The following is a 22,311-nucleotide window of genomic DNA, read 5'->3' on the forward strand; positions in this document are numbered from 1 at the left end:
AAGAATTTTGCTATAATAATAAAGATTGAATAAGAAAGGGTGTTCGCATTTATGTCGAATCAGCATAAATTAATTTCAGGGTTGAATCCAAAACAGCAAGAAGCTGTTTTAACAACAAACGGCCCTTTACTAATTATGGCAGGTGCAGGTAGTGGGAAGACGAGAGTATTGACTCATCGAATAGCTTACCTAATAGAAGAAAAAGATGTAAATCCTTGGAGTATTCTAGCGATTACGTTTACTAATAAGGCAGCAAAAGAAATGAAAGAACGTGTTTGCCGAATTATGGGGCAAGAGGGTGAGGATGTTTGGGTATCTACTTTTCACTCAATGTGTGTCAGAATGCTTCGTCGAGACATTGATATTATAGGCTATAGTCGCAACTTCACAATTTTGGACAGTTCTGACCAATTAACTTTGATAAAACGAATATTGAAAGAAGAAAATATTGATCCAAAAAAACATGATCCACGCAGTATTTTAGGGACAATCAGCAATGTAAAGAATGAGCTTTTAACACCGACAGATTACGAAGAACGATACTCGGGATATTATGAAGATATTGTTGCAAAATGCTATGTACGCTATCAAAAAGAACTTCGACACAATGAGTCGATGGATTTTGATGATTTAATTATGCTGACTATTAAGCTGTTTCAGAAAAGTCCGGAAACACTAGCGTATTATCAGACTAAATTTCAATATATTCATGTCGATGAGTACCAAGATACAAATCATGCACAATACACTTTAGTTAAATTGTTATCTAATCGTTTTAAAAACTTATGTGTGGTAGGCGATGCTGATCAAAGTATTTATGGTTGGCGCGGTGCTGATATGCAAAATATATTAAACTTTGAAAAAGACTATCCCGATGCGAAAGTCATCCTTTTGGAACAGAATTATCGATCAACAAAGAATATTTTAGCAGCTGCGAATAGTGTGATTGATAATAATACTGACCGACGTAAAAAAAATCTGTGGACGAATAATGATGAAGGCAACAAGATTATCTATTATCGTGCAGATACAGAAAGAATGGAAGGTCAGTTTATTGTTTCAAGTATTCAGCAGCTGGTTCGTGAAAACAAGAGACAGTATGGTGATATGTGTGTATTATACCGAACTAATGCGATGAGTCGAATTATTGAGGAAACATTGCTGAAATCGAATATTCCCTACAAAATGGTCGGTGGACATAAGTTCTACGACAGAAAAGAAATTAAAGATATTTTAGCATATTTAAAAGTGATTGCTAATGAGATGGATTCACTCAGTTTTGAACGAATTGTTAATGTTCCCAAACGAGGTATTGGAGTAGGAACTGTAGAAAAATTACGTGATTTTTCGGCAATTCATAATTGGTCATTATTGCATAGTGCGATTAATGTCGAATTGTCTAATATTGGCGGAAAGGCGCGTTTATCATTAGCTGGATTCGGGGCTATGATAGAGGATCTTAGTAAAATGATAGAGTTTCTATCTGTAACAGAATTAGTAGAACAAGTCCTTGAAAAAAGTGATTATCTTGAAGACTTGAAAAATCAAAATACGTTAGAGTCTCATTCGCGAATTGAAAACTTAGAAGAATTTTTAACAGTAACGCGTGAATTTGACAAAAAATTTGATAATGATGAATTTGATACTGAGGAAAATGAAGGAAATAATAAATTGACTCTTTTCTTAAATGATCTGGCATTGGTATCGGATCTGGATAATCTTGAAGAAGAAAATGGACAAGTTACACTAATGACGTTACATGCGGCTAAAGGTTTAGAGTTTCCTTTTGTTTTTCTTATTGGTATGGAAGATGGAATTTTTCCTTTATCCAGAGCAATGACTGAAGAGTCTGAGATGGAAGAAGAACGACGACTTGCATATGTAGGGATTACACGTGCTGAAGAGCAGTTGTACTTAACAAATGCATCAAGTCGAACACTATATGGACGGACACAATATAATCGGCCGTCACGCTTTCTTGAAGAAATCGATGATGATGTTTTAGAGCGTCAGGGCGTACAACGTCCTGCTGTACAGATGTCGAATAGAGCAGTTTCATCATCAGGCAGACGCTCGGACTATATTCAACCAGAAAAGAGTATGGTGTCAGCTAAGCAGCAAACAGGCGGCGAAAAAGATAGTTGGCAGGCTGGCGATAAAGCTGAGCATAAAATTTGGGGAGTTGGAACAGTTGTTAAAGTTTCCGGAGATGCGAAAGATACAGAATTAGATATCGCATTTCCTTCTCAAGGGATTAAACGTCTGTTGGCAGCTTTTGCACCAATCAAAAAGGTTTAGGGGAGTAGTGACATGCAAAAGCAAGATATATTGAATAAAATGGCAATTTTAAATGAACAGTTGAAGAGATGGGCAGTAGAGTACTATGAACAGGACGCGCCTAAAGCAACTGATAGTGAATATGATAAGACATATCATGAACTAGTTGAATTAGAAACTGAATATCCTGATTTGATTTCTCCAGATTCAATAACTCAGCAGGTTGGTGGAGACGTTTCAGCAGAATTTTCAAAAGTTGAACACCGTGTTCCGATGCTTAGTCTAAGCAATGCATTTAATAAAGATGATTTAGTCGCGTTTGATAAACGGATTAAAAAATTAACCAATTTACCAATAAACTACATGGTTGAACTTAAAATCGATGGTTTAGCTATTAATTTAAGATATGAAAATGGACAATTCGTTCAAGGCGCCACACGTGGAAATGGAATAGTTGGAGAAGATATTACACATAACTTAAAAACTGTAAAGTCAATTCCAATGAAATTATCACATCCGCTATCTGTTGAAATTCGCGGTGAGTGTTATATGCCAAAAAAATCTTTTATCGCATTAAATGAAGAACGTGATATTCAAGGGGAAAATGTTTTTGCAAATCCGAGAAATGCGGCAGCCGGAAGTTTACGCCAGCTGGATTCTAAAATAACGGCAAAAAGAAATTTGAGTACATTTATATACACAGTGGCAACGCCAGAACTTTTTAGAGCCACAACGCAGAGCGGTGCCCTTGATGAATTAGATGAATTAGGTCTTAAAACGAATCACGAAAGACAGCTTTGTGAAACGATTGAAGAAGTATGGGATTATATCGAAGCTTTCCGTGATCGCAGACATTTGTTGGATTATGAAATTGACGGTATCGTCGTTAAAGTAAATGACTTTAGAGCCCAAGAGGAAATCGGTTATACTGTGAAAGCACCAAAATGGGCGATTGCCTATAAATTTCCAGCAGAAGAAGCAGAAACTGTTATTCGTGACATTGAATGGACGGTTGGACGCACTGGAGTTGTAACCCCTACGGCCATTATGAATCCTGTGAGGCTGGCTGGAACCACGGTGTCTCGTGCCAGTCTGCATAATACAGATTTGATTGAAAAAAAGGATATCCGGTTGTTAGACCACGTTATGATTCATAAGGCGGGAGATATTATACCTGAAGTGACACGTGTACTTTTTGATAAACGTCATGCTGAAAGCCAACCTTACCAAATACTTACCCGTTGTCCAGTTTGTTATTCGGAACTCGAGAAGATTGAGTCTGAGGTCGCTTTACGTTGTATGAATCCAATGTGTCCAGCACAAATCAAAGAAGGCCTAAACCACTTTGTTTCACGCAATGCAATGAATATTGATGGGTTAGGTCCAAGATTATTAGAGCAAATGTACGATCTTTCTTTAATTAAGAATGTGGCAGATCTATACTATTTGACTTATGATCAACTATTAACGTTAGATAAAGTAAAAGATAAGTCGGCTAATAATCTTTTATCGGCAATTAGTTCAAGTAAGGAAAATTCTCTGGAAAGATTATTATTCGGTTTAGGGATTCAACATGTCGGAGCCAAAGCAGCTAAATTAATTTCAGAACATTTTTTAAGTATTGAAGCCATCATGAACGCCTCAAAAGACGAAATCAGTAGTATCGATTCAATTGGTCCGGTAATTGCTGATAGTATTGAAAAATATTTTGAAAAAGATGAAGCAAAAGAAATCATTAATGAATTACGCAGCGCCGGTATTAATTTAAGGTATTTAGGCCAGACAAGTGAAGATGTCCAAAGTATTGATTCCCCTTTTAAGGGGAAAACAATTGTTTTGACTGGTAAACTAGTGGATTATAATCGAAACGATGCGAAAGAAAAAATCGAGTCTTTAGGTGGCAAGGTAACCGGAAGTGTGTCGAAAAAAACAGATATCGTCGTGGCTGGTGAAGATGCCGGCAGTAAGCTAGAAAAAGCCCATAGTTTAGGCGTTTTAGTCTGGAACGAAAAACAAATGATTTCAGCCATTGAAAATAGTTCGAAAGTTGAATAAAATAGAAGGTATGTACTGTTATAAAAATGAAGGAGTGGTTAAGTAATGTCGATTACAAAAGATGAAATACAAAAAGTTGCTCAATTATCTAAATTAACATTTTCAGAAAATGATTTAGAAATGTATACTGAACAAATGGGAAAAATTATAAACATGGTAGAAACATTAGAAAATGTTGATACAGAGGGCGTACCTTTCACTTCTAACGTGACAGAAGAAATCTCAATTTTACGTGAAGATATCGCTTTGCCAGGTGAATCTCGTGAAGAATTGCTTAAAAACGTTCCTGAAACAGAAGATGGTTTTATTAAGGTTCCTGCGATTATTGATAACGGAGAGGTTGGGGCATAATGACAGATTTATATAAATTATCAGTTAAAGAATTAGCTCAAAAGATTCAAGCCAAAGACGTATCAGTGGCAGAAGTAGTTGCTGATTCTTTTTCAAGAATCAAGGCGACAGAGAATAATATCGATGCTTTTATAACATTGAATGAAGAAAAAGCAATGGAAATTGCTAAAGGATTGGATATTGAAGGTATATCTGTAGAATCACCATTAGCCGGTATTCCGATTGGTATTAAAGATAATATTGTAACGAAGGGCTTGCGCACCACTGCAGCTAGCAAAATGTTGTATAACTTTGATCCTGTCTATGATGCCGCAGTCATGTCAAAATTATACGAAGGTGGATTAGTACCAGTTGGTAAATTAAATATGGATGAATTTGCTATGGGATCATCAACTGAAACATCATATTTCAAAAAAACAAAAAATGCATGGAATGCTGATAAAGTTCCCGGAGGTTCATCTGGTGGATCTGCTGCAGCTGTTGCATCTGGTCAAATCCCTGCTTCTCTAGGAAGCGATACTGGAGGAAGTATTCGTCAGCCAGCTTCATTTAATGGTATTGTTGGTATGAAACCAACATATGGAAGAGTGTCACGTTTCGGATTAATTGCTTTTGCATCGAGTTTAGATCAAATTGGACCTATGACACGAACAGTAGAAGATAACGCTCTTATATTAAACCAAATAGCAGGTCATGATGTTAGAGACAGCACTTCTGCTAGGCATGCGATACCGGACTTTACCAGTCAAATCGGAAAAGACGTCAAAGGTATGACAATTGGTTTGCCTAAAGAATTTATGGGTGAAGGGGTACAACCAGAAGTAAAAAAAGCAGTTGAAAAAGCAGCTAAAACATTTGAAGCAATGGGTGCAACGATTAAAGAAATCAGTTTACCATACTCAAAATACGGCGTTGAAGTCTATTATATTATTGCTTCTTCTGAAGCTTCATCAAACTTACAGCGTTTTGACGGTATTCGTTATGGATTCCGTTCTGAAAATATTAAAAACTTAGATGATGTTTATGTGAATTCTCGTTCTGAAGGTTTTGGCGAGGAAGTAAAACGTCGTATAATGTTGGGATCTTTCTCATTAAGCTCTGGTTATTATGATGCTTATTTTAAAAAAGCTGGACAAGTCAGAACATTGATTATCAACGACTTTAAAAAAGCATTTAAAGATGTAGATTTAATATTAGGTCCTGTGTCGCCAACTGTTGCTTATGATTTTGGTTCAGATGCTGATGATCCAGTGACTGCTTATATGCGTGATATTTTAACGATTCCTGTAAACCTAGCTGGCTTGCCAGGTATGAGTATACCTTGTGGTTTTTCAGAGGGCTTACCAGTGGGACTTCAATTAATCGGGAATTATTTCCAAGAAGAAACGATGTATCAAGCTGCTTATGTATTTGAGCAAGCAACTGAGTTTCATAAAATGAAGCCAGTTATTTTAGGGGGTAACGCATAATGAATTTTGAAACAGTTATTGGTTTAGAGGTCCACGTTGAGTTGAAAACAGAATCTAAAATTTTCTCATCTTCTGCGGCTCACTTTGGTGCAGAACCAAATACGAATACAAACGTGGTTGATTTCAGCATGCCGGGTGTTTTACCTGTGATGAACAAACAAGCAATGGAGTTTGGTATGAAGGCCGCATTAGCATTGAACTGTCATATATCTCAAGAAACACATTTTGACCGTAAAAATTATTTTTACCCAGATAATCCTAAAGCATATCAAATTTCTCAATTCGATGAGCCGATTGGACATGACGGTTGGGTGGAAATTGAAGTCGAAGGCAAAAAGAAAAAAATTCGTATCGAGCGTGTTCACTTAGAAGAAGATGCTGGTAAGAATATTCACGGAACGGGTGGGTATTCATATGTCGATTTAAACCGTCAAGGAACCCCATTAATTGAGATAGTATCAGAAGCAGATATGCGTTCACCTGAAGAAGCCTACGCATATTTGGAAGCAGTTCGTTCGATTATTCAATTTACTGGAGTCAGTGATGTAAAGATGGAAGAAGGATCAATGCGCTGTGATGCTAATATCTCCTTACGTCCTTATGGTCAAGAAGAATTCGGTACTAAGACAGAACTAAAAAACTTGAATTCTTTGAGTTTCGTGAAACTAGGATTAGCTCATGAGGAGAAAAGACAAGCTCGTGTATTGCTTTCGGGTGGAGTGATTCAACAAGAAACTAGACGATATGATGAAGCAACAAAGAAAACATTGCTTATGCGTGTTAAAGAAGGGTCTGCTGATTATCGTTATTTCCCTGAACCTGATTTACCTCGTTTTGAAATTTCTGATGAGTGGGTAGAGTCAGTCAGAGCTAGTCTGCCCGAATTACCAGCAGAAAGACGTATCCGCTACACACAAGAATTAGGCTTGCCAGATTATGATGCAATGGTTTTAACTTTGTCACGTGAAATGTCTGATTTCTTCGATGCGACATTACAAAATGGAGCTGACGCAAAGCAAGCATCTAACTGGTTAATGGGTGAAGTATCGGCATATTTAAATAGTGAAAAACTTGAGTTGGAAGAAACAAAATTAACACCTGATAATTTAGCTGGTATGATTAAATTAATTGCTGATGGAACAATTAGCTCGAAAATTGCGAAAAAAGTCTTCCGTGAATTAATTACTAATGGTGGTTCTGCTAAAGAAGTTGTTGAGGCAAAAGGATTAGTTCAACTATCTGATCCAGCACAATTACTGCCGATCATCAATGATATTTTAGATAATAATGCACAATCAGTTGAAGATTTCAAGAATGGTAAGGACCGTGCGGTAGGTTTCCTTGTCGGACAAACGATGAAAGCCACTAAAGGGCAAGCAAATCCAGGAATCGTTAACCAATTATTGAATCAAGAACTTTCAAAAAGATAAGGTTCTTAAGTTAGGAGGAGACAATGAGAGCTCGACTAATATACAATCCGACATCAGGAAAGGAACAAATCAAGAAAAATGTTGCTGACATTCTCTCGATTATGGAACAGGCTGGCTATGAGGCCAGCGCCTTTCCCACAACACCAGAACCGCTCTCTGCGAAAAAAGAAGCAGAGAGAGCCGCTAAGGCAGGTTTTGATTTATTAGTAGCTGCTGGTGGTGACGGGACTATTAATGAAGTTATTAATGGTATCGCACCACTTGAAAAGCGACCTAAGATGGCGATTATTCCGGCTGGGACTACTAATGATTTTGCCCGTGCTTTACATGTTCCTCGAGATAATATGATTAGTGCGGCTGAAGTTATTTTAAAAAATCAAACCATAAAGACAGATATTGGTAAAGCAGAAGATACTTATTTTATGAATATAGCTGCAGCTGGTCATCTGACCGAATTAACATATGAAGTACCATCACATTTAAAAAGTGTTTTTGGTTACTTAGCATATTTAGTTAAGGGAGCTGAGATGCTTCCGCGTATTAAACCGATAAATGTTCGCTTAACTTATGATGGTGGTGTGTATGAAGGAGAGGCATCTATGTTTTTCCTTGGTTTGACCAATTCAATTGGCGGTTTTGAAAAAATATCACCTGATGCGCAATTGAATGATGGCATGTTTTCATTGATTATTGTTAAAACAGCTAATATTTTGGAAATTATGCGTTTAGTAGCATTAATGATTAATGGTGGTAAGCATATAAATGATCCTAAACTTGAATATATTAAAACATCAAAACTTCATGCAGAAACAATTGATAAAGATTTCAAGATGATGATTAACTTAGATGGTGAATATGGTGGCGATGTTCCCATGACTTTTATTAATTTAAAACAACATATTGAATTCTATGCAAATTTAGATGATCTACCTTACTCGGTTGAAGAAGATGAATTAGAAGATGCTTCAGATAAATTTATACAACAAGTTGAGATGTTGACAAATGAAGATATAGATGGTGATGGTGAAGTTAGTAAAGGAGACAAGGCGTAGTGCTTTGTCTTTATTTTTTATGGGGTGAATACCCATTGAAAGGATAATTATGAAAAATAATAATGTAAAAAATTTAGTGATAAAAAAGAATGACGTAGCTGTTGTTGAAATATCAGATTTAACTCATGATGGTATGGGTGTTGGGAAAATTGATGGATATCCATTATTTATTGAAAATGCTCTGCCTGGAGAGGTTGTTCAAATACAAGTTGTAAAGACGACTAAAAAATTCGGTTTTGGAAAAGTACTGGAGATTCGAGAAGCGAGTCAAAATCGTGTAGAGGATGTTCAAAATCATTTGATTCGGACGGGTATTGCACCTCTGCATCACATGACTTATGAAGCACAATTAACATTTAAAGAAAATCAAGTTGAGAATTGTTTGAAACGAATAGGTAAACTAACAGATGTTCAGGTATTACCGACAATCGGTATGGATCACCCGTTTGCATATCGTAATAAGGCTCAAATCCCAGTTCGAAAAATCGATAATCAGCTTGAGTTTGGATTTTTCCGTAAAAACAGTCATCATTTGGTTCCTGTTTCAGATTTTTTTATTCAAGAGCAAGAGATTGATGATGCTTTAGTTGTGTTGAAAAGTATTTTAAAGAAATATCAGGTAAAAGCATATGATGAAGAAAATGATACGGGAAATTTGAAAAATATTATGATTCGTCAAGGTCATTACTCAAAAGAAATGATGATTGTTTTTATTACTAAGAAAAAAAAGGTTTTCAAAATTGATGATATCTGTCAGCAGATTATCAAAGAATTGCCAAAAGTCAAATCAATTATGCAGAATATTCAACCAGATCAATTAAATAATATTTTTGGTGATGATACATTTTGTTTGTATGGTCAAGACTATATAACTGATACACTTCTAGGAAATACTTATAAAATATCGGCTAAATCTTTCTATCAGATTAATACAATTCAAACAGAGAAGCTTTATTCAAAGGCTTTTGAATTAGCTGATTTAAAACCGTCAGATGTAGTTATAGATGCATATTGCGGGATCGGAACTATTGGCTTATCAATTGCGAAGAAAGTTAAACAAGTTTATGGTGTTGAAGTTGTCAAAGATGCAATTACAGATGCTAAATTAAACGCTGAACTGAATCACATAAAAAATGCTGAATTTATCATTGGTAAAGCAGAACATGTTTTTGAAAAATGGAATGAAGATGGAATTCATGCTGACGTACTTTTTGTTGATCCACCAAGAAAAGGTCTAGATCCAAGTTTCATTGATGCATCAGTAGCAATGAAACCAGAAAAAATTGTCTACGTTTCTTGCAACCCTAGTACGCTGGCTCGTGATTTAGCAATATATGAAGAAAACGGCTATCATGCAAAAATTGTTCAACCTATTGATATGTTTCCTCAAACTGCACATATTGAGAGTGTCGTATTATTAAATAGATAATAATATTATGTAAACTATAAAAATGAAGAATAAACATTTAAAAAGTATTATTTAGCTTATAGTTTAAATTTAAATCTCCAAAAAATGGCATAATGTTTTCCAGATGCAAAAGTAGTCGGGTCGAGTAAGCTAAACGAGTATAAGACGATTTTTATTGAATCTTACCAATCATAATTGTTATAAATGACTGTTTATCTAAATAGATAGACAGTTTTTTTGTATTTTTATACCTATTTTTTGATAACTGTTATTATTTATTAATTATTTACTTAAAAAACCAATCTTTGTTTGACAGTATCTGTTCATAAAATATATACTAAATTATAGATAGAGAGCGATTTATAAATCTTAGGAGGTATAATAATGTGTACATCAATTAATTTAAAAACAAAGGATAATATAAATTTTCTTGCCAGAACAATGGACTTTTCATTTGAATTAGATGCAAACCCGGTATATATACCAAAGGGTTATCAATTTAAAAGTGATGTAAAAAGCGGGACAACGATTACGTCAACGTATTCATTTGTTGGAGCGGGACGTAAATTAAAAGATTATGTATTTGCGGATGGTGTGAACGAAAAGGGAATCGGCTGTTGTGCACTCTATTTTTCTGATTTAGCTGTTTACGCGGATCATGATGATACGGCTAAAATGAACCTAGCACCTCATGAAGTTGTTTTCTGGGCATTAAGTTCAATCGGTAGTTTAGACGAATTAGAAGAAAAGGTTAGTCAAATTAATATTGTCAATGAAGCAAGTCCTTTTTTAGGCTTTGTTACGCCACTTCATTGGATTTTTTCTGATGAAAATGGACGGTCAATTATTTTAGAAGTAATGAATAATAGTGTTCATTTTTATGAAGATGTAACTAATGTTTTTACAAATTCGCCTGAGTATACATGGCATCTAACGAATTTAAAGCATTTTTCTTATTTACAAACAACGTCACGTCCTATCGGGAATTTTGGTGCTTATAAACCTGGATCTGACGGTGCAGGAAGCGGGTTACTTGGTATGCCGGGGGATTATACATCAGAATCTAGGTTCGTTCGCAGTGCATTTATGAGAGAGCATATTGAAGAAACAACGGGCACTGAACAAGGATTAAATGCAATTTTTCATATTTTAGCGACTTGTGACATTCCTAAAGGAGTCAAAAAACATGATAATGGTGCATTAGATTATACTCAGTACAAAGCAGCAATGGATTTGACTAACAGAGATTATTATATGATGGATTATTATGATTCTTGTCCAGCAAAGATTTCTTTGGCAGAGTTAGATAAAAAAAATAGTCCTGATCCAATTGAGTTCCAGTTAAGCAAGAGGCAAACAGTAATTAATTTAACTAATCAATAAATAAAAAAGTCGCTTAAAGATATCATCTTTAAGCGACTTTTTTTAAATAAATTTTTCAAGTTGATGTGGATGTTTATCAAGGAAAATCTGATTACTTGATATATTTTGTTTATATAAAAGTGATATAGTATCAACGATAAAATTATCACTGCCCACAACATAAAAATCAGCTGAACTATTCTTCATTGCGAGTTCATTTACTTGCGTGTAATAAGCGGTACGATTATTAACCAAAAGGCTGGTTATCTCTTTTGGCAGTCTAGATTGTTGTAAGTTATTAAAGATTATATGATTAGTTGAATCAATTGCCAGTAAGGTAATCTGATTAATACCTGCTGGATTTGCTAAGTAATCCAATATAAGGGGACGGACTGTTGCTATGGCAACACCAGATATTAAAAAAACAACGTCGCGATGTTTGCGTCTTAAAGGTATATTAGAATGTGTTTTGAATAATGCTACTTGATCTCCAATCTTAAGTTTAGACAGTCTTTCTTTAAAAATAGATAAAGAATCTTTTTTAAATCGTGTAGTGATACCGATTGTATTTTCTGAAGGAAGAGTTGATATTGACATATGTCTAATAATCTCTTTATTCGGCAACTCACCTAAATTAAATCCTTCTAGAGCAAAGTGTGTGTGTGCTCCTGGTTCCCAATTAAAATTATCGGGAATTGCTAAATGAAATGTCTTTACTTCAGAGGTTTCATCAACGATATTTAGTATCGTAGGCCAGTAAATTTGCATAAAGTCTCCTTTTTTAATTATTTATCATTTGCGTACAATCTTACTATACTATAATTGATAATCATTCTCAATTATATTTTAATTATTTTTTTGACAGACTATTAAAAGACAATTATATTTTAATTATTTTTTTGACAGACTATTAAAAGACAATTATAGTTAATATAAAAATAAAAGGATTTAGTAAAATGGAAATAATAATAGCCACGATAAAAAAAATATAGTTAAGGATTTTTTAAATACTAGTTATAGTATTACTACAACTTATCAAATATTTAGTGAAGTTGACAATAATATTAGAATTGCAGAAGACGTGTTGTTTTGGCAATCACATGAAATGATCGAAGTAAATCTTCCAAGTAGTAAACTAACAATCACTATACCAAAATTGTCGATTCAAGAAAATCCGGATGATTATTTGCTAGCCATCCAGGATGTTGTCCATAAAGAATTAGGAATAAATAAAAAAATAGGGATAACTTCGGAAACTAAGCAGCAGTTTAATTTTTTTATTGATATGGAACTTCTCCAAAAATATACCGGAATAACTGATATCGGTTTTTTCAAGGGGCAGCTGTCTGAATCACTAAATAGTTTATTAGTTCGTCACATTCCTGAAATAACAGCTGAGCTAAAATTGCTGTCTAATAATGAATTAAGTATAAAATTTAGTAATATTTTACCTGATTCAACTGAAATGAGTGGTTTAAATCTTAAACAATTTCATATTTGTTACGAATTATTAATATTTACCTGTTTAAACAAAGAACAAAAATTCGGAGAGATAAATCAGAAAATTATTAAAAATCTTGCTGTTCAATGTGAGAAGTTATCAAGTGCTGACCTAAAAAATTCAGAAGTTGTTATCTTAGATAATTTATTTAACAAAGTTTGGCGTGATCCATTTGATTTAGTAGGCTTTTCTGACCTTGAGTTGTCAACTAAATTAATGTTAAGAGATGCTGTTAAGTTAGGTATATCATTTGAATTAATCGACCGGCAAGCTCAAATTGTTAAGTTAAGTTTGGGTGACCATATAGAATATGTAAAAAATACTAATATGACGAGCAAAGATTCTTATATAACACCAATTATTATGGAAAATAAGACAGCGACTAAAAGGGTTTTGCAACAACATAATTTCAATGTTCCAAAAGGCAAGGAGTTCAATAATATTGAGATGGCCAAGGATAGTTTTACGAATTTTGTGAACATCCCAATTGTTATAAAACCCAAAACAACAAACTTTGGTTTAGGAATCTCTATTTTTGAGGAAACATATACGCAAGATATGTTTGACGAAGCCTTAAAGATTGCATTTAAAGAAGACGACAGTATTTTAATTGAAGAATTTATATCTGGTACAGAGTATCGATTTTACGTGTTAGATGGACAAGTCGAAGGAATTACATTAAGAATTCCTGCCAACGTTGAGGGTGATGGAGTACACACAATTGAGGAGTTGGTTGCAATCAAAAATCAAGATCCATTACGAGGTACTCATTATCGAAAACCGTTGCAGTTGTTACATTTAGGTGCAGTAGAATTATTAATGTTAAAATCTCAAGGCAGTACACCATTAACTATTCCGAAAAGTAATGAGATTATATTCTTACGTGAAAACTCTAATGTTAGTACAGGAGGCGATTCAATCGATTTTACAGATAAAATGCCTAACTGTTATAAAGAAATTGCTGTTGAAGCTGTTCAAGCACTAGGAGCCTATGTTTCAGGGATAGACTTAATGATAGATGATTATCATAAGTATACAACGAAATTAGATAGTGGTTATGGTATCATTGAAGCAAATTTTAATCCGGCTATTCATATGCATATGTTTCCTTTTAAAGGAAAATCGAGACCTTTGGCTCAAAAGTTATTAAAAAAACTATTCCCAGAAATCGAGTCTAAGTGATGAAAACTCGACTTGATATTATTAATTATGTGAGGGACAATCGCGAGTTGATGGAGATTATACATATTATTGAGAATCTTGATTTAGAAGATTGCTGGCTATGTGCAGGGGCTGTACGTAACGTTATTTGGAATTATTTATCGGATAAAGTTCCAAAGTTTCATTTTTCATCTGATGTCGATATCATTTTTTTTGAAGAAGAAATCAACCATCAAAAGGTTAGGCAAATTGAGACTAATTTAAATAGAATTTATCCAAAATATAATTGGGAAGTAAGAAACCAAAAAGAAATGCATTTATTAAATCCCAACACTGTACCTTACAAGAATAGTTGTGATGCAGTATCTAAGTTCCCGGAAACATGCACTTCTATAGCAATCAGATTGAATAAAGATGGGGATGTTGAGTTGTTTGCACCATATGGAATTGAAGATTTAGTTAATTTCAGAATTTGTGCGACACCTTATTATTCGGAAAATAAAAAGCGTCGTCAATTATACAATTCACGAATTAGGTCTAAAAATTGGCAAGAGTATTGGCAACAATTAGAAATTCATTTTCAAGATGAATAAAACAGTACCGGCAACTATTAATTTAGATGCCGGCATTTTTGTATGATTAAGATAAAAAAATACATTGATCATAATATGGTGATTGTAGTAATTCTTTTGAAGATGTAACGATTAGAATAGTCGTTTGCTCTTTTGCTACAAAGTAATGCAAAACGGGCAACAAATCTTCTATAAATTTATTTGAAACAACATAATTAGCAAGTTGATTGATTAATATAGACTGTTTTAATGCGATAGCACGCATAATCTGTAGCACCATCTGTTGATTTTTTGAGACATCTTTTGCAAATTCAGTTAAAATTGAAGAAGGTAATTTAAATTTCTGACTATATTTACGAATAAAATATAGGACAGTTTCGCTATTCTTTTTTTTAATTCCTAATAAAAGATTATCTTGAATAGTCAAAAAAGGTATCATGTCTTGTATTGGTAAGCTGTATGTGTTTGTGGGTAAATATGCATTAATTTCTGTCGAAAAATTTTGATTATTATTATCTAATAAAACGACAAGACGATTCTTGATATCTTGATTTAGGTTAATAGATTGTTTTAAAAATGAATTTAGCATATTAAACACTCCCAGTATCTTTATGAATTAATAGATATGAAGCAATTCCTAATGTTAATGACCAAATACAGATAATTAGTAATAAACTGTATTGATGAAAAATATTGTTTAATGTCTCTCTAAAACTATGGTCACTCATTTGATTGAGAAAAATTGTATCTTCATTATATGGTAAAAGAGCACTTTTTTTATTGGAAATCTTTATTTCACGATTTTCTAAAATAGGCTGTTCATTTTCGGTATCTATCATCTGCTCAATTATGAGGTGCTGTTTACTAATTTGATATGTATTGAAAAATTGATTTATTTTAACAGTACCTTTAATAAACGGAGCTTGTAATAAACAGATTAAAAAAGTCAGAATCAAAAAACTTACAATTGAACTAACTAGTGTTTCGAAAATAAAGTATCCAATAATTTTAACTTTTGCTACACCGCTGTTCAGCATATAAATTATTTCAGATTTTCGTGTATTTGCAATAAAATAGCCAAGAAAGAAAATGGACATAAAGCTAAGTATAATAAGAAAAAAAAGAATTCTATTATAAAATTTTAAAAGGGCAATATTGTTCTGTGCTAATGTATGTTGAATATTTTGTTTGGTTGACTCTGATAATTCATTTAAGAAAGCCCATTTATCTTCAAGTATTTGATTGGAGTTTAATTGGACAAATCTTAATTGATAAATGAGGATCAACATAAAGAGCAACACAGTAAAGATTACAAAAAAAGCGATAGTTAACTTTTTATGATACTTCATTGAGAAGTATATTTGTTTAAGTGATATCATATTCTATTGCCTCCACATTAGAATTATACTGACAGATTGTGAACAATATATGAAAATAAAAGCATAAAAAAAAGAAAAAGCTTATTAGATTAATTTTAATCTAATAGGCTTAATAAATATTTATTTTTCAACGTTTGTACTTGATGAATTATTAATCTTAGCATCGGGATGATAGTCTAAGTATGTTTTGGTTTCGAACATGTCAATTGTTGATTTATTATCATGTTCACTATAAACACTAGTTGATTTGGCTCCTTTTTCTTGTTCGATTTTTTCCATTTTTTGCAGACCATTTTTATAGTCATATTTAGTTGGATCAACTGATTTCAGACCACTTTCAGTATAAAAACGCAATAAATCACCGTTTGTCAAAGCATCAGAAACTTTAAGTTGTGTCGAAGCTTTTTCACGAAGTCCATCTACTTCCTTAAGTTGTTCTTCTGTAGGATTTTCAACTAATTCACCAGTCTCATTCAGATAAATTGATTGACCGATAACTGTATATTTTGGTGTCACAAATGTTCCATTTCTAAAGGCAACAATTTGGTCTTTATCTTTAGAGAAATAATCTTGCCCTAGTTGCATATATTTGGAACTGTCAATACCTAATAAATGAAGCATGGTTGGCAACATATCAACTTGACCGCCGTATTCGTGATAAATTTTACCTTTGTCTTGACCTGGTATGTGATACATCAAAGGAACTCTTTGCATTTGAGCATCATCATATTCAGTCCATTCATCTTTTGATTTACCGACTAATTCAGCTAAATATTTATTACGTGAATTAGAAATACCATAGTGATCGCCATACATAATAACCATAGTATTATCATAAAGTCCAGATGATTTTAGATAATTAAAGAATTCTTCAATTGCTTTATCAAGATAATTAGCAGTTGCAAAATACCCGTTGATCGTGCTATCGGGGGTATTTGCATGTGGGAAGCCACCTTCATCACCTTTAAGTTGTGAATATGGATAATGGTTTGTCACTGAAATAAATTTAGTATAGAAAGGCTGTTGTAAGTGCTCTAAATATTGAACAGATTGTTGCATAAATGGTTTATCATGTAGCCCGTATTGGAAACTGTTATTTTCATTGACATCGTAGTAGCTTGAGTCAAAAAAGTAATCATAGCCTAGATGTTTATATGTTTCGTTACGATTCCAAAATGATCCGTTGTTACCATGGAAAACAGCACTTGTATAATTACCATTTTGTTTTAATATATTTGACGCAGCTTGGAATGTGTTTTTATCTCCTAGTTGTGTAAATAATGGACCTTGACCAAGTCCAAAGAATGAATTTTCTAATAAAGTTTCAGAATCGCTTGTTTTCCCAGACCCTACTTGATGGAAATTATTATCAAAACTGAAAGTTTCATTAGAATGATAAAGTTTATTCAAGAACGGCGTTACTTCATGTTCCACGCCATTTTCATCTTTCAATTTGTAATCGATTAAGAACTGTTGGAAGCTTTCTAAATGGATGTAAACAACGTTTTTACCCTTTGCAATACCAAACATGTCATCACTCGGTTTGGCATAGTGATCTTTAACGTAGTTTTCCACGTCCATTAAATCATTTTCACTAGCTTGAGCACGACGCTGGCTGGCATTATACGTTTGTACACCATCATAAACAGTAAAAGCGTTCATACCCAAATATTTAACGATATGATCACGTGAGAATGTTCTTTTTAATAATTCAGGTCGATCAGCTTCTGCTAATGTTAAGTTAATGGAGAACATTAAAATAGAAAAACTGGTCACAGCAACAGCAGTTCTTGCTTTGATTGGTCGTGGGTCGATTTTAATTACTTTAAAACCAAGCAAACCGATTAAAGTAATTAAATCAATCCAATAGATTACATCATACGGGCGGAACATTTTAGCAGCACTTTCACCTAGTCCAGAGCTAACTTTTCCAGCACCTAACATGGTGTTTACAGTTATAAAATCAGTAAACTCGCGGTAATAAACAACATTTGAAAACAACAAAAGTGTTGTAAAAAAATATATTGCGAGAAGCGCGATATATGATTTTTTTGGACTTCTAATATACAATGCGGCTGAAAAGAGGAAAATGGTTGTCGCAATAGGATTTATATACATAATAAATTGTTGAAATCCGTTTTCTATGCCTAAGTTAAATTCAGTTGTATAGGCAATTGCTGTTTTAATCCAGAATAGAACTGCCAATAACGCGAAAAATCCTAGTCTTGTATTCAACCAATTTTTTTTATAGTTATGTTTCAATTAATAAACTTCCTTTCTAAAGTAAGTCATCGTTCACGATAAAATGAACACACGAAACAATTTTACTGTTTAAAACCAAATGTGTCAATTTATTTATTGTTTAAGTGAATTTTTAGAAAAAGATTTGTAAACAAAACTTTTTTTAGTCTATATTTGGGTGATATAGTATAATATAAAGTATCAGACAGAAGAATTGAGGATTATTTGATAAAATGAAGAAAATTTTAATAAATGATAAAGCTAAGAAACGTTTTAAACAGGGGTATCCGTTAGTTCATCAAAATGATTTGGTGAATGATACTGATGCCATGTTAACAGAGTGGGTTGAATTTGTTACCTCAAGTGGTGAATTTATTGGGTATGGGTACTTGGGACAACAAAATAAAGGCAGTGGATGGATTGTTAGCTTTAATAAATCTTTACCTATTAATGAGGAAACTTTTCAACGTATCTTCAGTGATGCTTTTGTTCATAGACAATCGTTTTTTGAGAGTAAAGTTACGGATGCCTTTAGAATTTTTAACGGTGAAGGCGATGGACTGGGAGGTTTGACAATCGATTGGTATCAAGGTTTTCTTGTAGTTTCATGGTATAATGAAACTATCATCCAGAAAAAGGAACTGATTATTCATGAATTAACCAATATCCTTAATGAACAAGTTAAAGGTATTTATGAAAAAAATCGGTTTAATAATGATAAATATCCTGAAACACAGCATATCTATGGATTAACTGCGATAGAGCCGTTAATCGTTAAAGAAAATGGTGTTTTGTATGCTGTTTATTTAAATGAAGGTCTGATGACCGGAATCTTTTTAGATCAGAAAGACGTACGCAATCGATTGATTGAGGGATTGGCATGCGGCAAAAATTTACTGAATATGTTCAGTTACACTGGAGCTTTCTCTATTGCTGCATTGGCTGGTGGAGCGTCGCATACAACTAGTGTCGACTTAGCTAAACGTAGTATTGATAAAACAAGAGAAATGTTTATCATCAATGGAATAAATCCAGATTCTCAAGATATTATTGTTATGGATGTTTTTAATTATTTTAAGTATGCAACAAAAAAAGAAAAGACGTTTGATTGTATTGTTTTAGATCCGCCGAGTTTTGCCAGAAATAAGAAAAAAACCTTTTCTGTTGCGAAAAATTACAGTGAATTAGTTTTTGATGCTGTCCAAATTCTGGAAACCAACGGTGTCTTAATAGCATCAAGCAATGCCGCCAATGTGTCTGTCGAAAAATTTGAGCAAATGATTGAAAGTGGAATTAAGAAAAATCAGCGAAATTTTAAATTGCTTGATTTTTATCAACTGCCTAGCGACTTCAAGACAAGTCCAGCATTTAAAGAAGGTAACTATTTAAAAGTATTTATTTATGAAATATATTAAACTAAGTGGGGTCGGAAAGTATGTCTAATTTGAAAGTCAGAAATTTAAATTTTGGTGAAGGACAGCCTAAAGTTTGTGTATCATTAATTGCTAAAGATTTTAAAGAATTATTTTCAGAAGCTGCTCGTTTAAATAAATTAGAGTGTGATATTATCGAATGGCGTGCTGATTATTTTATGTACATAAATGATATTAAGTATATGCGTAAAGCTGCTTATTTTATCAGATATGCAATCGAAGATAAACCGCTTATTTTTACATTCAGAACATATGAAGAAGGTGGTGGTCAATCTGTTGATAATGAATATTATTTTGAGTTGAATCGATTAATGATTCAGACGGGATTAATAGACATGATCGATTTAGAGCTGGCTAAAATGTCTAGCCAAACATTGGATTTAATCTCGTACTCTCAAGCAAATAATGTGAAAGTTTTGCTAAGTAATCATAACTTTATCCGTACACCAAAAAAACAAATTATTAAAGACATTATTCAAGATATGTCAATGTTGGGTGCGGATATCTGTAAATTGGCTGTAACACCAAGTGATATGACAGATGTACTAACAATATTGTCTGCATCAAATGAAATTAAAACTGACCATCCAGCTATAAATTTTGTACTTATAGGAATGGGGGACGTAGGACAGTTAACGCGAATGACTGGGGAATTATTTGGCTCTATTATGACATTTGCTTCAAGCGGCACTAAGAGTTCGGCTTCCGGTCAGATGACAATCCCAAAATTACGACAAGCAATGAACTTAATGAGTGAGTAATAATTAAAATTTAAAACGAAAGAAAAGAAGTGACTAATCATATGTCTAAGAAAAAACAACCGCATAAAACCAATGCTGTCCGATTTTTAGAGCAGAAGAAAGTATCTTTTGAAACAGAAGAATATTCATGGACAGAAGAACATGTCGGAGCAAAAGATACTGCAAAAGAATTGGGAATCCCTGAAAACGAATTATTCAAAACTTTGGTAACAGTTGGTAATAAGACCGGTCCTGTTGTGGCAGTCATTCCAGGTAATAAGGAATTAGATTTGAAAAAGTTAGCAAAAATAAGCGGAAATAAAAAAATTGATATGCTGCCGATGAAAGAATTGGAACCGTTGACTGGTTACATACATGGCGGATGTTCTCCAGTAGGAATGAAAAAACAATTTCCAACATATTTTGCAATTGAAGGCAAGTCATTGCCGATTATTCGTTGTTCTGCCGGAATGAGAGGATTACAATTATCGATAAATCCGATAGAATTGGTAAAAATTGTGGGCGGACAATTTGCAGACGTTACCAATGATTAATTTTAAAACCGCAATTTTTTTCAGATAACGCTTTATTAACCGACCTGATGGTGTGCCTTTCATTATGACTGCAGATATCATTTGGGCGAATCAGTTAGAATTGGTTCGCCGGGTTATGATGATGGCCGCATAGCTGCTAAATTGATAGATACAGAAAATGTAATAACCCAGCTTATTAGTTTAAACGTTGGGTCGTTGAGCTTATTTCTTTAAATACGAAGAATAAAACCATCAAAAGATTTTAATAGCAGAATAGAAGCAGCATTAACTTTGAAAGAATTAGATGAGATTGCTAATGAGGTTAATCAATACATAAAATCAGATAGTTCAACAACAATTTCAATCAGTCAATCAACATCATCTGAAGCAGCAACTAGTTCAACAGCAAAACAGATTATTTTGACATCGACTGAAACTTCGATTCGTCAAGTTGCCGTAGCAGAATTAGGATTGGCTTTTTTCAAGAAATAGAAATAAGAAATAAACAATATTAAAAAGCGCAAGGTAATCATTTAAAGTGATTATCTTGCGCTTTTGTTTGTTAGAGATAAAGGTATCTTTTTATTTTGAACACTCAAAAGTGATTGTCTGATTACTATTTGCAGGAACAGATTGGTAATCATAATCTGCACTAATTATAATGGATTTAAAGCCAATCTTTTCTAAGAATAAAGTCAGTTCTGATAAACCGTACCAGCGTAACGTAAAATTTTGGAGTTCGGTTGCATCTAATTGTCCATTTGTCCACTTTTCATATTTAAGCAGTGTAACTATTTGCTGTTTTAACCAATCAATTTCTAGTGTTTTGTATTCCAATGTTATTCCTTCAGAATCATTTAATGGATAAATTGATGTTGTCGTTTCATTTAACTCAGGATAATAAGGTAGATCTATATCAAATATAAATTTCCCACCATCTTTTAATGAGTGGTAAAGATTTTTTAAAATAGATAACGCTATATTCTCAGATGGAAATAAATTAAAACTAGACGAAGGCATTATAATTGCAGCATATTTTTTGTCGAAATGGTAATTGGCTAAATCACCACAATAAAGTGTTGCTTTCAAGGAATTATGATCGATTTCTTTTCGACATATCGATAACATCTCTTCTGATAAATCTATACCGTCAATATCATAGCCACTTTTCAGCAAGGGGATAAGAACCCTTCCTGTACCACAACATGCCTCAAGTATAGGGCCTGACACATGTGTAAGTCTACTTTTATAATAGTCGATATCTCCATTTAAACTAAATCCCGTCGGTTTTGTTATTTGATAAACTTGCGCGGCTAAGGGGCCGTAATTTTTATACATCGTTATGCA

Annotated in this window: 19 protein-coding genes; 14 read left to right on the plus strand and 5 right to left on the minus strand. The window is 33.4% G+C overall.

What is annotated here, in order from left to right:
• Window positions 1-51 precede the first annotated feature (51 nt).
• The 8 genes from pcrA to CBF37_RS00390 all read left to right on the plus strand — a co-directional run bounded on the left by pcrA (window position 52) and on the right by CBF37_RS00390 (window position 11,425).
• Complete coding sequence (gene pcrA, locus CBF37_RS00355) at window positions 52-2,298, plus strand: DNA helicase PcrA (RefSeq protein WP_125982824.1); 2,247 nt, start codon at window positions 52-54, stop codon at window positions 2,296-2,298.
• A gap of 12 nt (window positions 2,299-2,310) precedes the next feature.
• Complete coding sequence (gene ligA / locus CBF37_RS00360; protein ID WP_125982825.1) at window positions 2,311-4,332, plus strand: NAD-dependent DNA ligase LigA; 2,022 nt, start codon at window positions 2,311-2,313, stop codon at window positions 4,330-4,332.
• A gap of 45 nt (window positions 4,333-4,377) precedes the next feature.
• On the plus strand, window positions 4,378-4,683 hold the full coding sequence (gene gatC, locus CBF37_RS00365; protein WP_125982826.1) for an Asp-tRNA(Asn)/Glu-tRNA(Gln) amidotransferase subunit GatC: 306 nt from the start codon (window positions 4,378-4,380) through the stop codon (window positions 4,681-4,683).
• Entirely contained in the window at window positions 4,683-6,152 is a 1,470-nt protein-coding gene (gene gatA / locus CBF37_RS00370; RefSeq protein WP_125982827.1) for an Asp-tRNA(Asn)/Glu-tRNA(Gln) amidotransferase subunit GatA, read from the plus strand. Before gatC ends, gatA begins: the two co-directional genes overlap by 1 nt.
• Window positions 6,152-7,582, plus strand: a complete 1,431-nt coding sequence (gatB, locus tag CBF37_RS00375) for an Asp-tRNA(Asn)/Glu-tRNA(Gln) amidotransferase subunit GatB (RefSeq protein WP_125982828.1) — start codon at window positions 6,152-6,154, stop codon at window positions 7,580-7,582. Before gatA ends, gatB begins: the two co-directional genes overlap by 1 nt.
• 23 nt (window positions 7,583-7,605) lie before the next feature.
• On the plus strand, window positions 7,606-8,634 hold the full coding sequence (locus CBF37_RS00380; RefSeq protein ID WP_125982829.1) for a diacylglycerol kinase: 1,029 nt from the start codon (window positions 7,606-7,608) through the stop codon (window positions 8,632-8,634).
• A 49-nt stretch (window positions 8,635-8,683) separates the two neighbouring features.
• Window positions 8,684-10,063, plus strand: coding sequence for a 23S rRNA (uracil(1939)-C(5))-methyltransferase RlmD (gene rlmD, locus CBF37_RS00385; protein ID WP_125982830.1), 1,380 nt, complete (start codon window positions 8,684-8,686; stop codon window positions 10,061-10,063).
• A gap of 363 nt (window positions 10,064-10,426) precedes the next feature.
• A complete protein-coding gene (locus CBF37_RS00390; RefSeq protein WP_125982831.1) occupies window positions 10,427-11,425 on the plus strand; it encodes a choloylglycine hydrolase family protein in 999 nt (332 codons plus the stop codon).
• A gap of 42 nt (window positions 11,426-11,467) precedes the next feature.
• Here CBF37_RS00390 and CBF37_RS00395 read toward each other — a convergent pair whose 3' ends face one another.
• Window positions 11,468-12,172 carry a ferredoxin reductase domain-containing protein gene (locus tag CBF37_RS00395; RefSeq protein ID WP_125982832.1) on the minus strand — a complete coding sequence of 235 codons (705 nt, stop codon included), beginning with the start codon at window positions 12,170-12,172 and terminating at the stop codon, window positions 11,468-11,470.
• Between the two features lie 337 nt (window positions 12,173-12,509).
• Here CBF37_RS00395 and gshAB point away from each other — a divergent pair, with 337 nt between their 5' ends.
• Both gshAB and CBF37_RS00405 read left to right on the plus strand, forming a co-directional pair.
• Window positions 12,510-14,087 carry a bifunctional glutamate--cysteine ligase GshA/glutathione synthetase GshB gene (gene gshAB / locus CBF37_RS00400; RefSeq protein WP_165866587.1) on the plus strand — a complete coding sequence of 526 codons (1,578 nt, stop codon included), beginning with the start codon at window positions 12,510-12,512 and terminating at the stop codon, window positions 14,085-14,087.
• A complete protein-coding gene (locus tag CBF37_RS00405; RefSeq protein WP_125982834.1) occupies window positions 14,087-14,659 on the plus strand; it encodes a nucleotidyltransferase family protein in 573 nt (190 codons plus the stop codon). The genes gshAB and CBF37_RS00405 overlap by 1 nt, the downstream gene beginning before the upstream one ends.
• A gap of 46 nt (window positions 14,660-14,705) precedes the next feature.
• Here CBF37_RS00405 and CBF37_RS00410 read toward each other — a convergent pair whose 3' ends face one another.
• From CBF37_RS00410 to CBF37_RS00420, 3 genes are all read right to left on the minus strand, one after another.
• Window positions 14,706-15,227 (minus strand): hypothetical protein, encoded by a 522-nt coding sequence (locus tag CBF37_RS00410; RefSeq protein ID WP_125982835.1) that lies wholly within the window; start codon window positions 15,225-15,227, stop codon window positions 14,706-14,708.
• A gap of 1 nt (window position 15,228) precedes the next feature.
• Window positions 15,229-16,017 carry a hypothetical protein gene (locus tag CBF37_RS00415; RefSeq protein WP_125982836.1) on the minus strand — a complete coding sequence of 263 codons (789 nt, stop codon included), beginning with the start codon at window positions 16,015-16,017 and terminating at the stop codon, window positions 15,229-15,231.
• 120 nt (window positions 16,018-16,137) lie between these two features.
• A complete protein-coding gene (locus CBF37_RS00420) occupies window positions 16,138-18,279 on the minus strand; it encodes an LTA synthase family protein (RefSeq protein WP_125982837.1) in 2,142 nt (713 codons plus the stop codon).
• A gap of 212 nt (window positions 18,280-18,491) precedes the next feature.
• Between CBF37_RS00420 and CBF37_RS00425 the strand changes: the two genes are divergently transcribed.
• The 4 genes from CBF37_RS00425 to CBF37_RS00440 all read left to right on the plus strand — a co-directional run bounded on the left by CBF37_RS00425 (window position 18,492) and on the right by CBF37_RS00440 (window position 21,456).
• The gene (locus CBF37_RS00425; protein ID WP_125982838.1) at window positions 18,492-19,673 is read left to right on the plus strand and encodes a class I SAM-dependent rRNA methyltransferase; all 1,182 of its coding nucleotides are present in this window, start codon (window positions 18,492-18,494) and stop codon (window positions 19,671-19,673) included.
• A 20-nt stretch (window positions 19,674-19,693) separates the two neighbouring features.
• On the plus strand, window positions 19,694-20,452 hold the full coding sequence (gene aroD / locus CBF37_RS00430) for a type I 3-dehydroquinate dehydratase (RefSeq protein ID WP_125982839.1): 759 nt from the start codon (window positions 19,694-19,696) through the stop codon (window positions 20,450-20,452).
• Window positions 20,453-20,493: 41 nt separating this feature from the next.
• The gene (gene ybaK / locus CBF37_RS00435; protein ID WP_125982840.1) at window positions 20,494-20,985 is read left to right on the plus strand and encodes a Cys-tRNA(Pro) deacylase; all 492 of its coding nucleotides are present in this window, start codon (window positions 20,494-20,496) and stop codon (window positions 20,983-20,985) included.
• A 270-nt stretch (window positions 20,986-21,255) separates the two neighbouring features.
• Window positions 21,256-21,456, plus strand: coding sequence for a hypothetical protein (locus tag CBF37_RS00440; RefSeq protein WP_125982841.1), 201 nt, complete (start codon window positions 21,256-21,258; stop codon window positions 21,454-21,456).
• A gap of 90 nt (window positions 21,457-21,546) precedes the next feature.
• Here the strand turns inward: CBF37_RS00440 and CBF37_RS00445 are convergent, their stop codons facing one another.
• Window positions 21,547-22,302: a class I SAM-dependent DNA methyltransferase gene (locus CBF37_RS00445; protein ID WP_125982842.1), complete on the minus strand. Its 756-nt coding sequence runs from the start codon at window positions 22,300-22,302 to the stop codon at window positions 21,547-21,549.
• Between the last annotated feature and the right edge of the window lie 9 nt (window positions 22,303-22,311).

This window comes from Vagococcus vulneris (genome assembly GCF_003950515.1).
In the GTDB taxonomy this organism is placed as follows: Bacteria; Bacillota; Bacilli; order Lactobacillales; family Vagococcaceae; genus Vagococcus; species Vagococcus vulneris.

What these genes read in the sequence shown, in the direction of transcription:
- CBF37_RS00445 (WP_125982842.1), bottom strand. Translation starts at nt 22,302, where the DNA reads ATGTATAAAAATTACGGCCCCTTAGCCGCGCAAGTTTATCAAATAACA.
- aroD (WP_125982839.1), top strand. Translation starts at nt 19,694, where the DNA reads ATGTCTAATTTGAAAGTCAGAAATTTAAATTTTGGTGAAGGACAGCCT.
- CBF37_RS00390 (WP_125982831.1), top strand. Translation starts at nt 10,427, where the DNA reads ATGTGTACATCAATTAATTTAAAAACAAAGGATAATATAAATTTTCTT.
- gatB (WP_125982828.1), top strand. Translation starts at nt 6,152, where the DNA reads ATGAATTTTGAAACAGTTATTGGTTTAGAGGTCCACGTTGAGTTGAAA.
- ligA (WP_125982825.1), top strand. Translation starts at nt 2,311, where the DNA reads ATGCAAAAGCAAGATATATTGAATAAAATGGCAATTTTAAATGAACAG.
- gshAB (WP_165866587.1), top strand. Translation starts at nt 12,510, where the DNA reads ATGATCGAAGTAAATCTTCCAAGTAGTAAACTAACAATCACTATACCA.
- pcrA (WP_125982824.1), top strand. Translation starts at nt 52, where the DNA reads ATGTCGAATCAGCATAAATTAATTTCAGGGTTGAATCCAAAACAGCAA.
- CBF37_RS00395 (WP_125982832.1), bottom strand. Translation starts at nt 12,172, where the DNA reads ATGCAAATTTACTGGCCTACGATACTAAATATCGTTGATGAAACCTCT.
- gatC (WP_125982826.1), top strand. Translation starts at nt 4,378, where the DNA reads ATGTCGATTACAAAAGATGAAATACAAAAAGTTGCTCAATTATCTAAA.
- rlmD (WP_125982830.1), top strand. Translation starts at nt 8,684, where the DNA reads ATGAAAAATAATAATGTAAAAAATTTAGTGATAAAAAAGAATGACGTA.
- gatA (WP_125982827.1), top strand. Translation starts at nt 4,683, where the DNA reads ATGACAGATTTATATAAATTATCAGTTAAAGAATTAGCTCAAAAGATT.
- CBF37_RS00425 (WP_125982838.1), top strand. Translation starts at nt 18,492, where the DNA reads ATGAAGAAAATTTTAATAAATGATAAAGCTAAGAAACGTTTTAAACAG.
- CBF37_RS00380 (WP_125982829.1), top strand. Translation starts at nt 7,606, where the DNA reads ATGAGAGCTCGACTAATATACAATCCGACATCAGGAAAGGAACAAATC.
- CBF37_RS00410 (WP_125982835.1), bottom strand. Translation starts at nt 15,227, where the DNA reads ATGCTAAATTCATTTTTAAAACAATCTATTAACCTAAATCAAGATATC.
- CBF37_RS00415 (WP_125982836.1), bottom strand. Translation starts at nt 16,017, where the DNA reads ATGATATCACTTAAACAAATATACTTCTCAATGAAGTATCATAAAAAG.
- ybaK (WP_125982840.1), top strand. Translation starts at nt 20,494, where the DNA reads ATGTCTAAGAAAAAACAACCGCATAAAACCAATGCTGTCCGATTTTTA.
- CBF37_RS00405 (WP_125982834.1), top strand. Translation starts at nt 14,087, where the DNA reads ATGAAAACTCGACTTGATATTATTAATTATGTGAGGGACAATCGCGAG.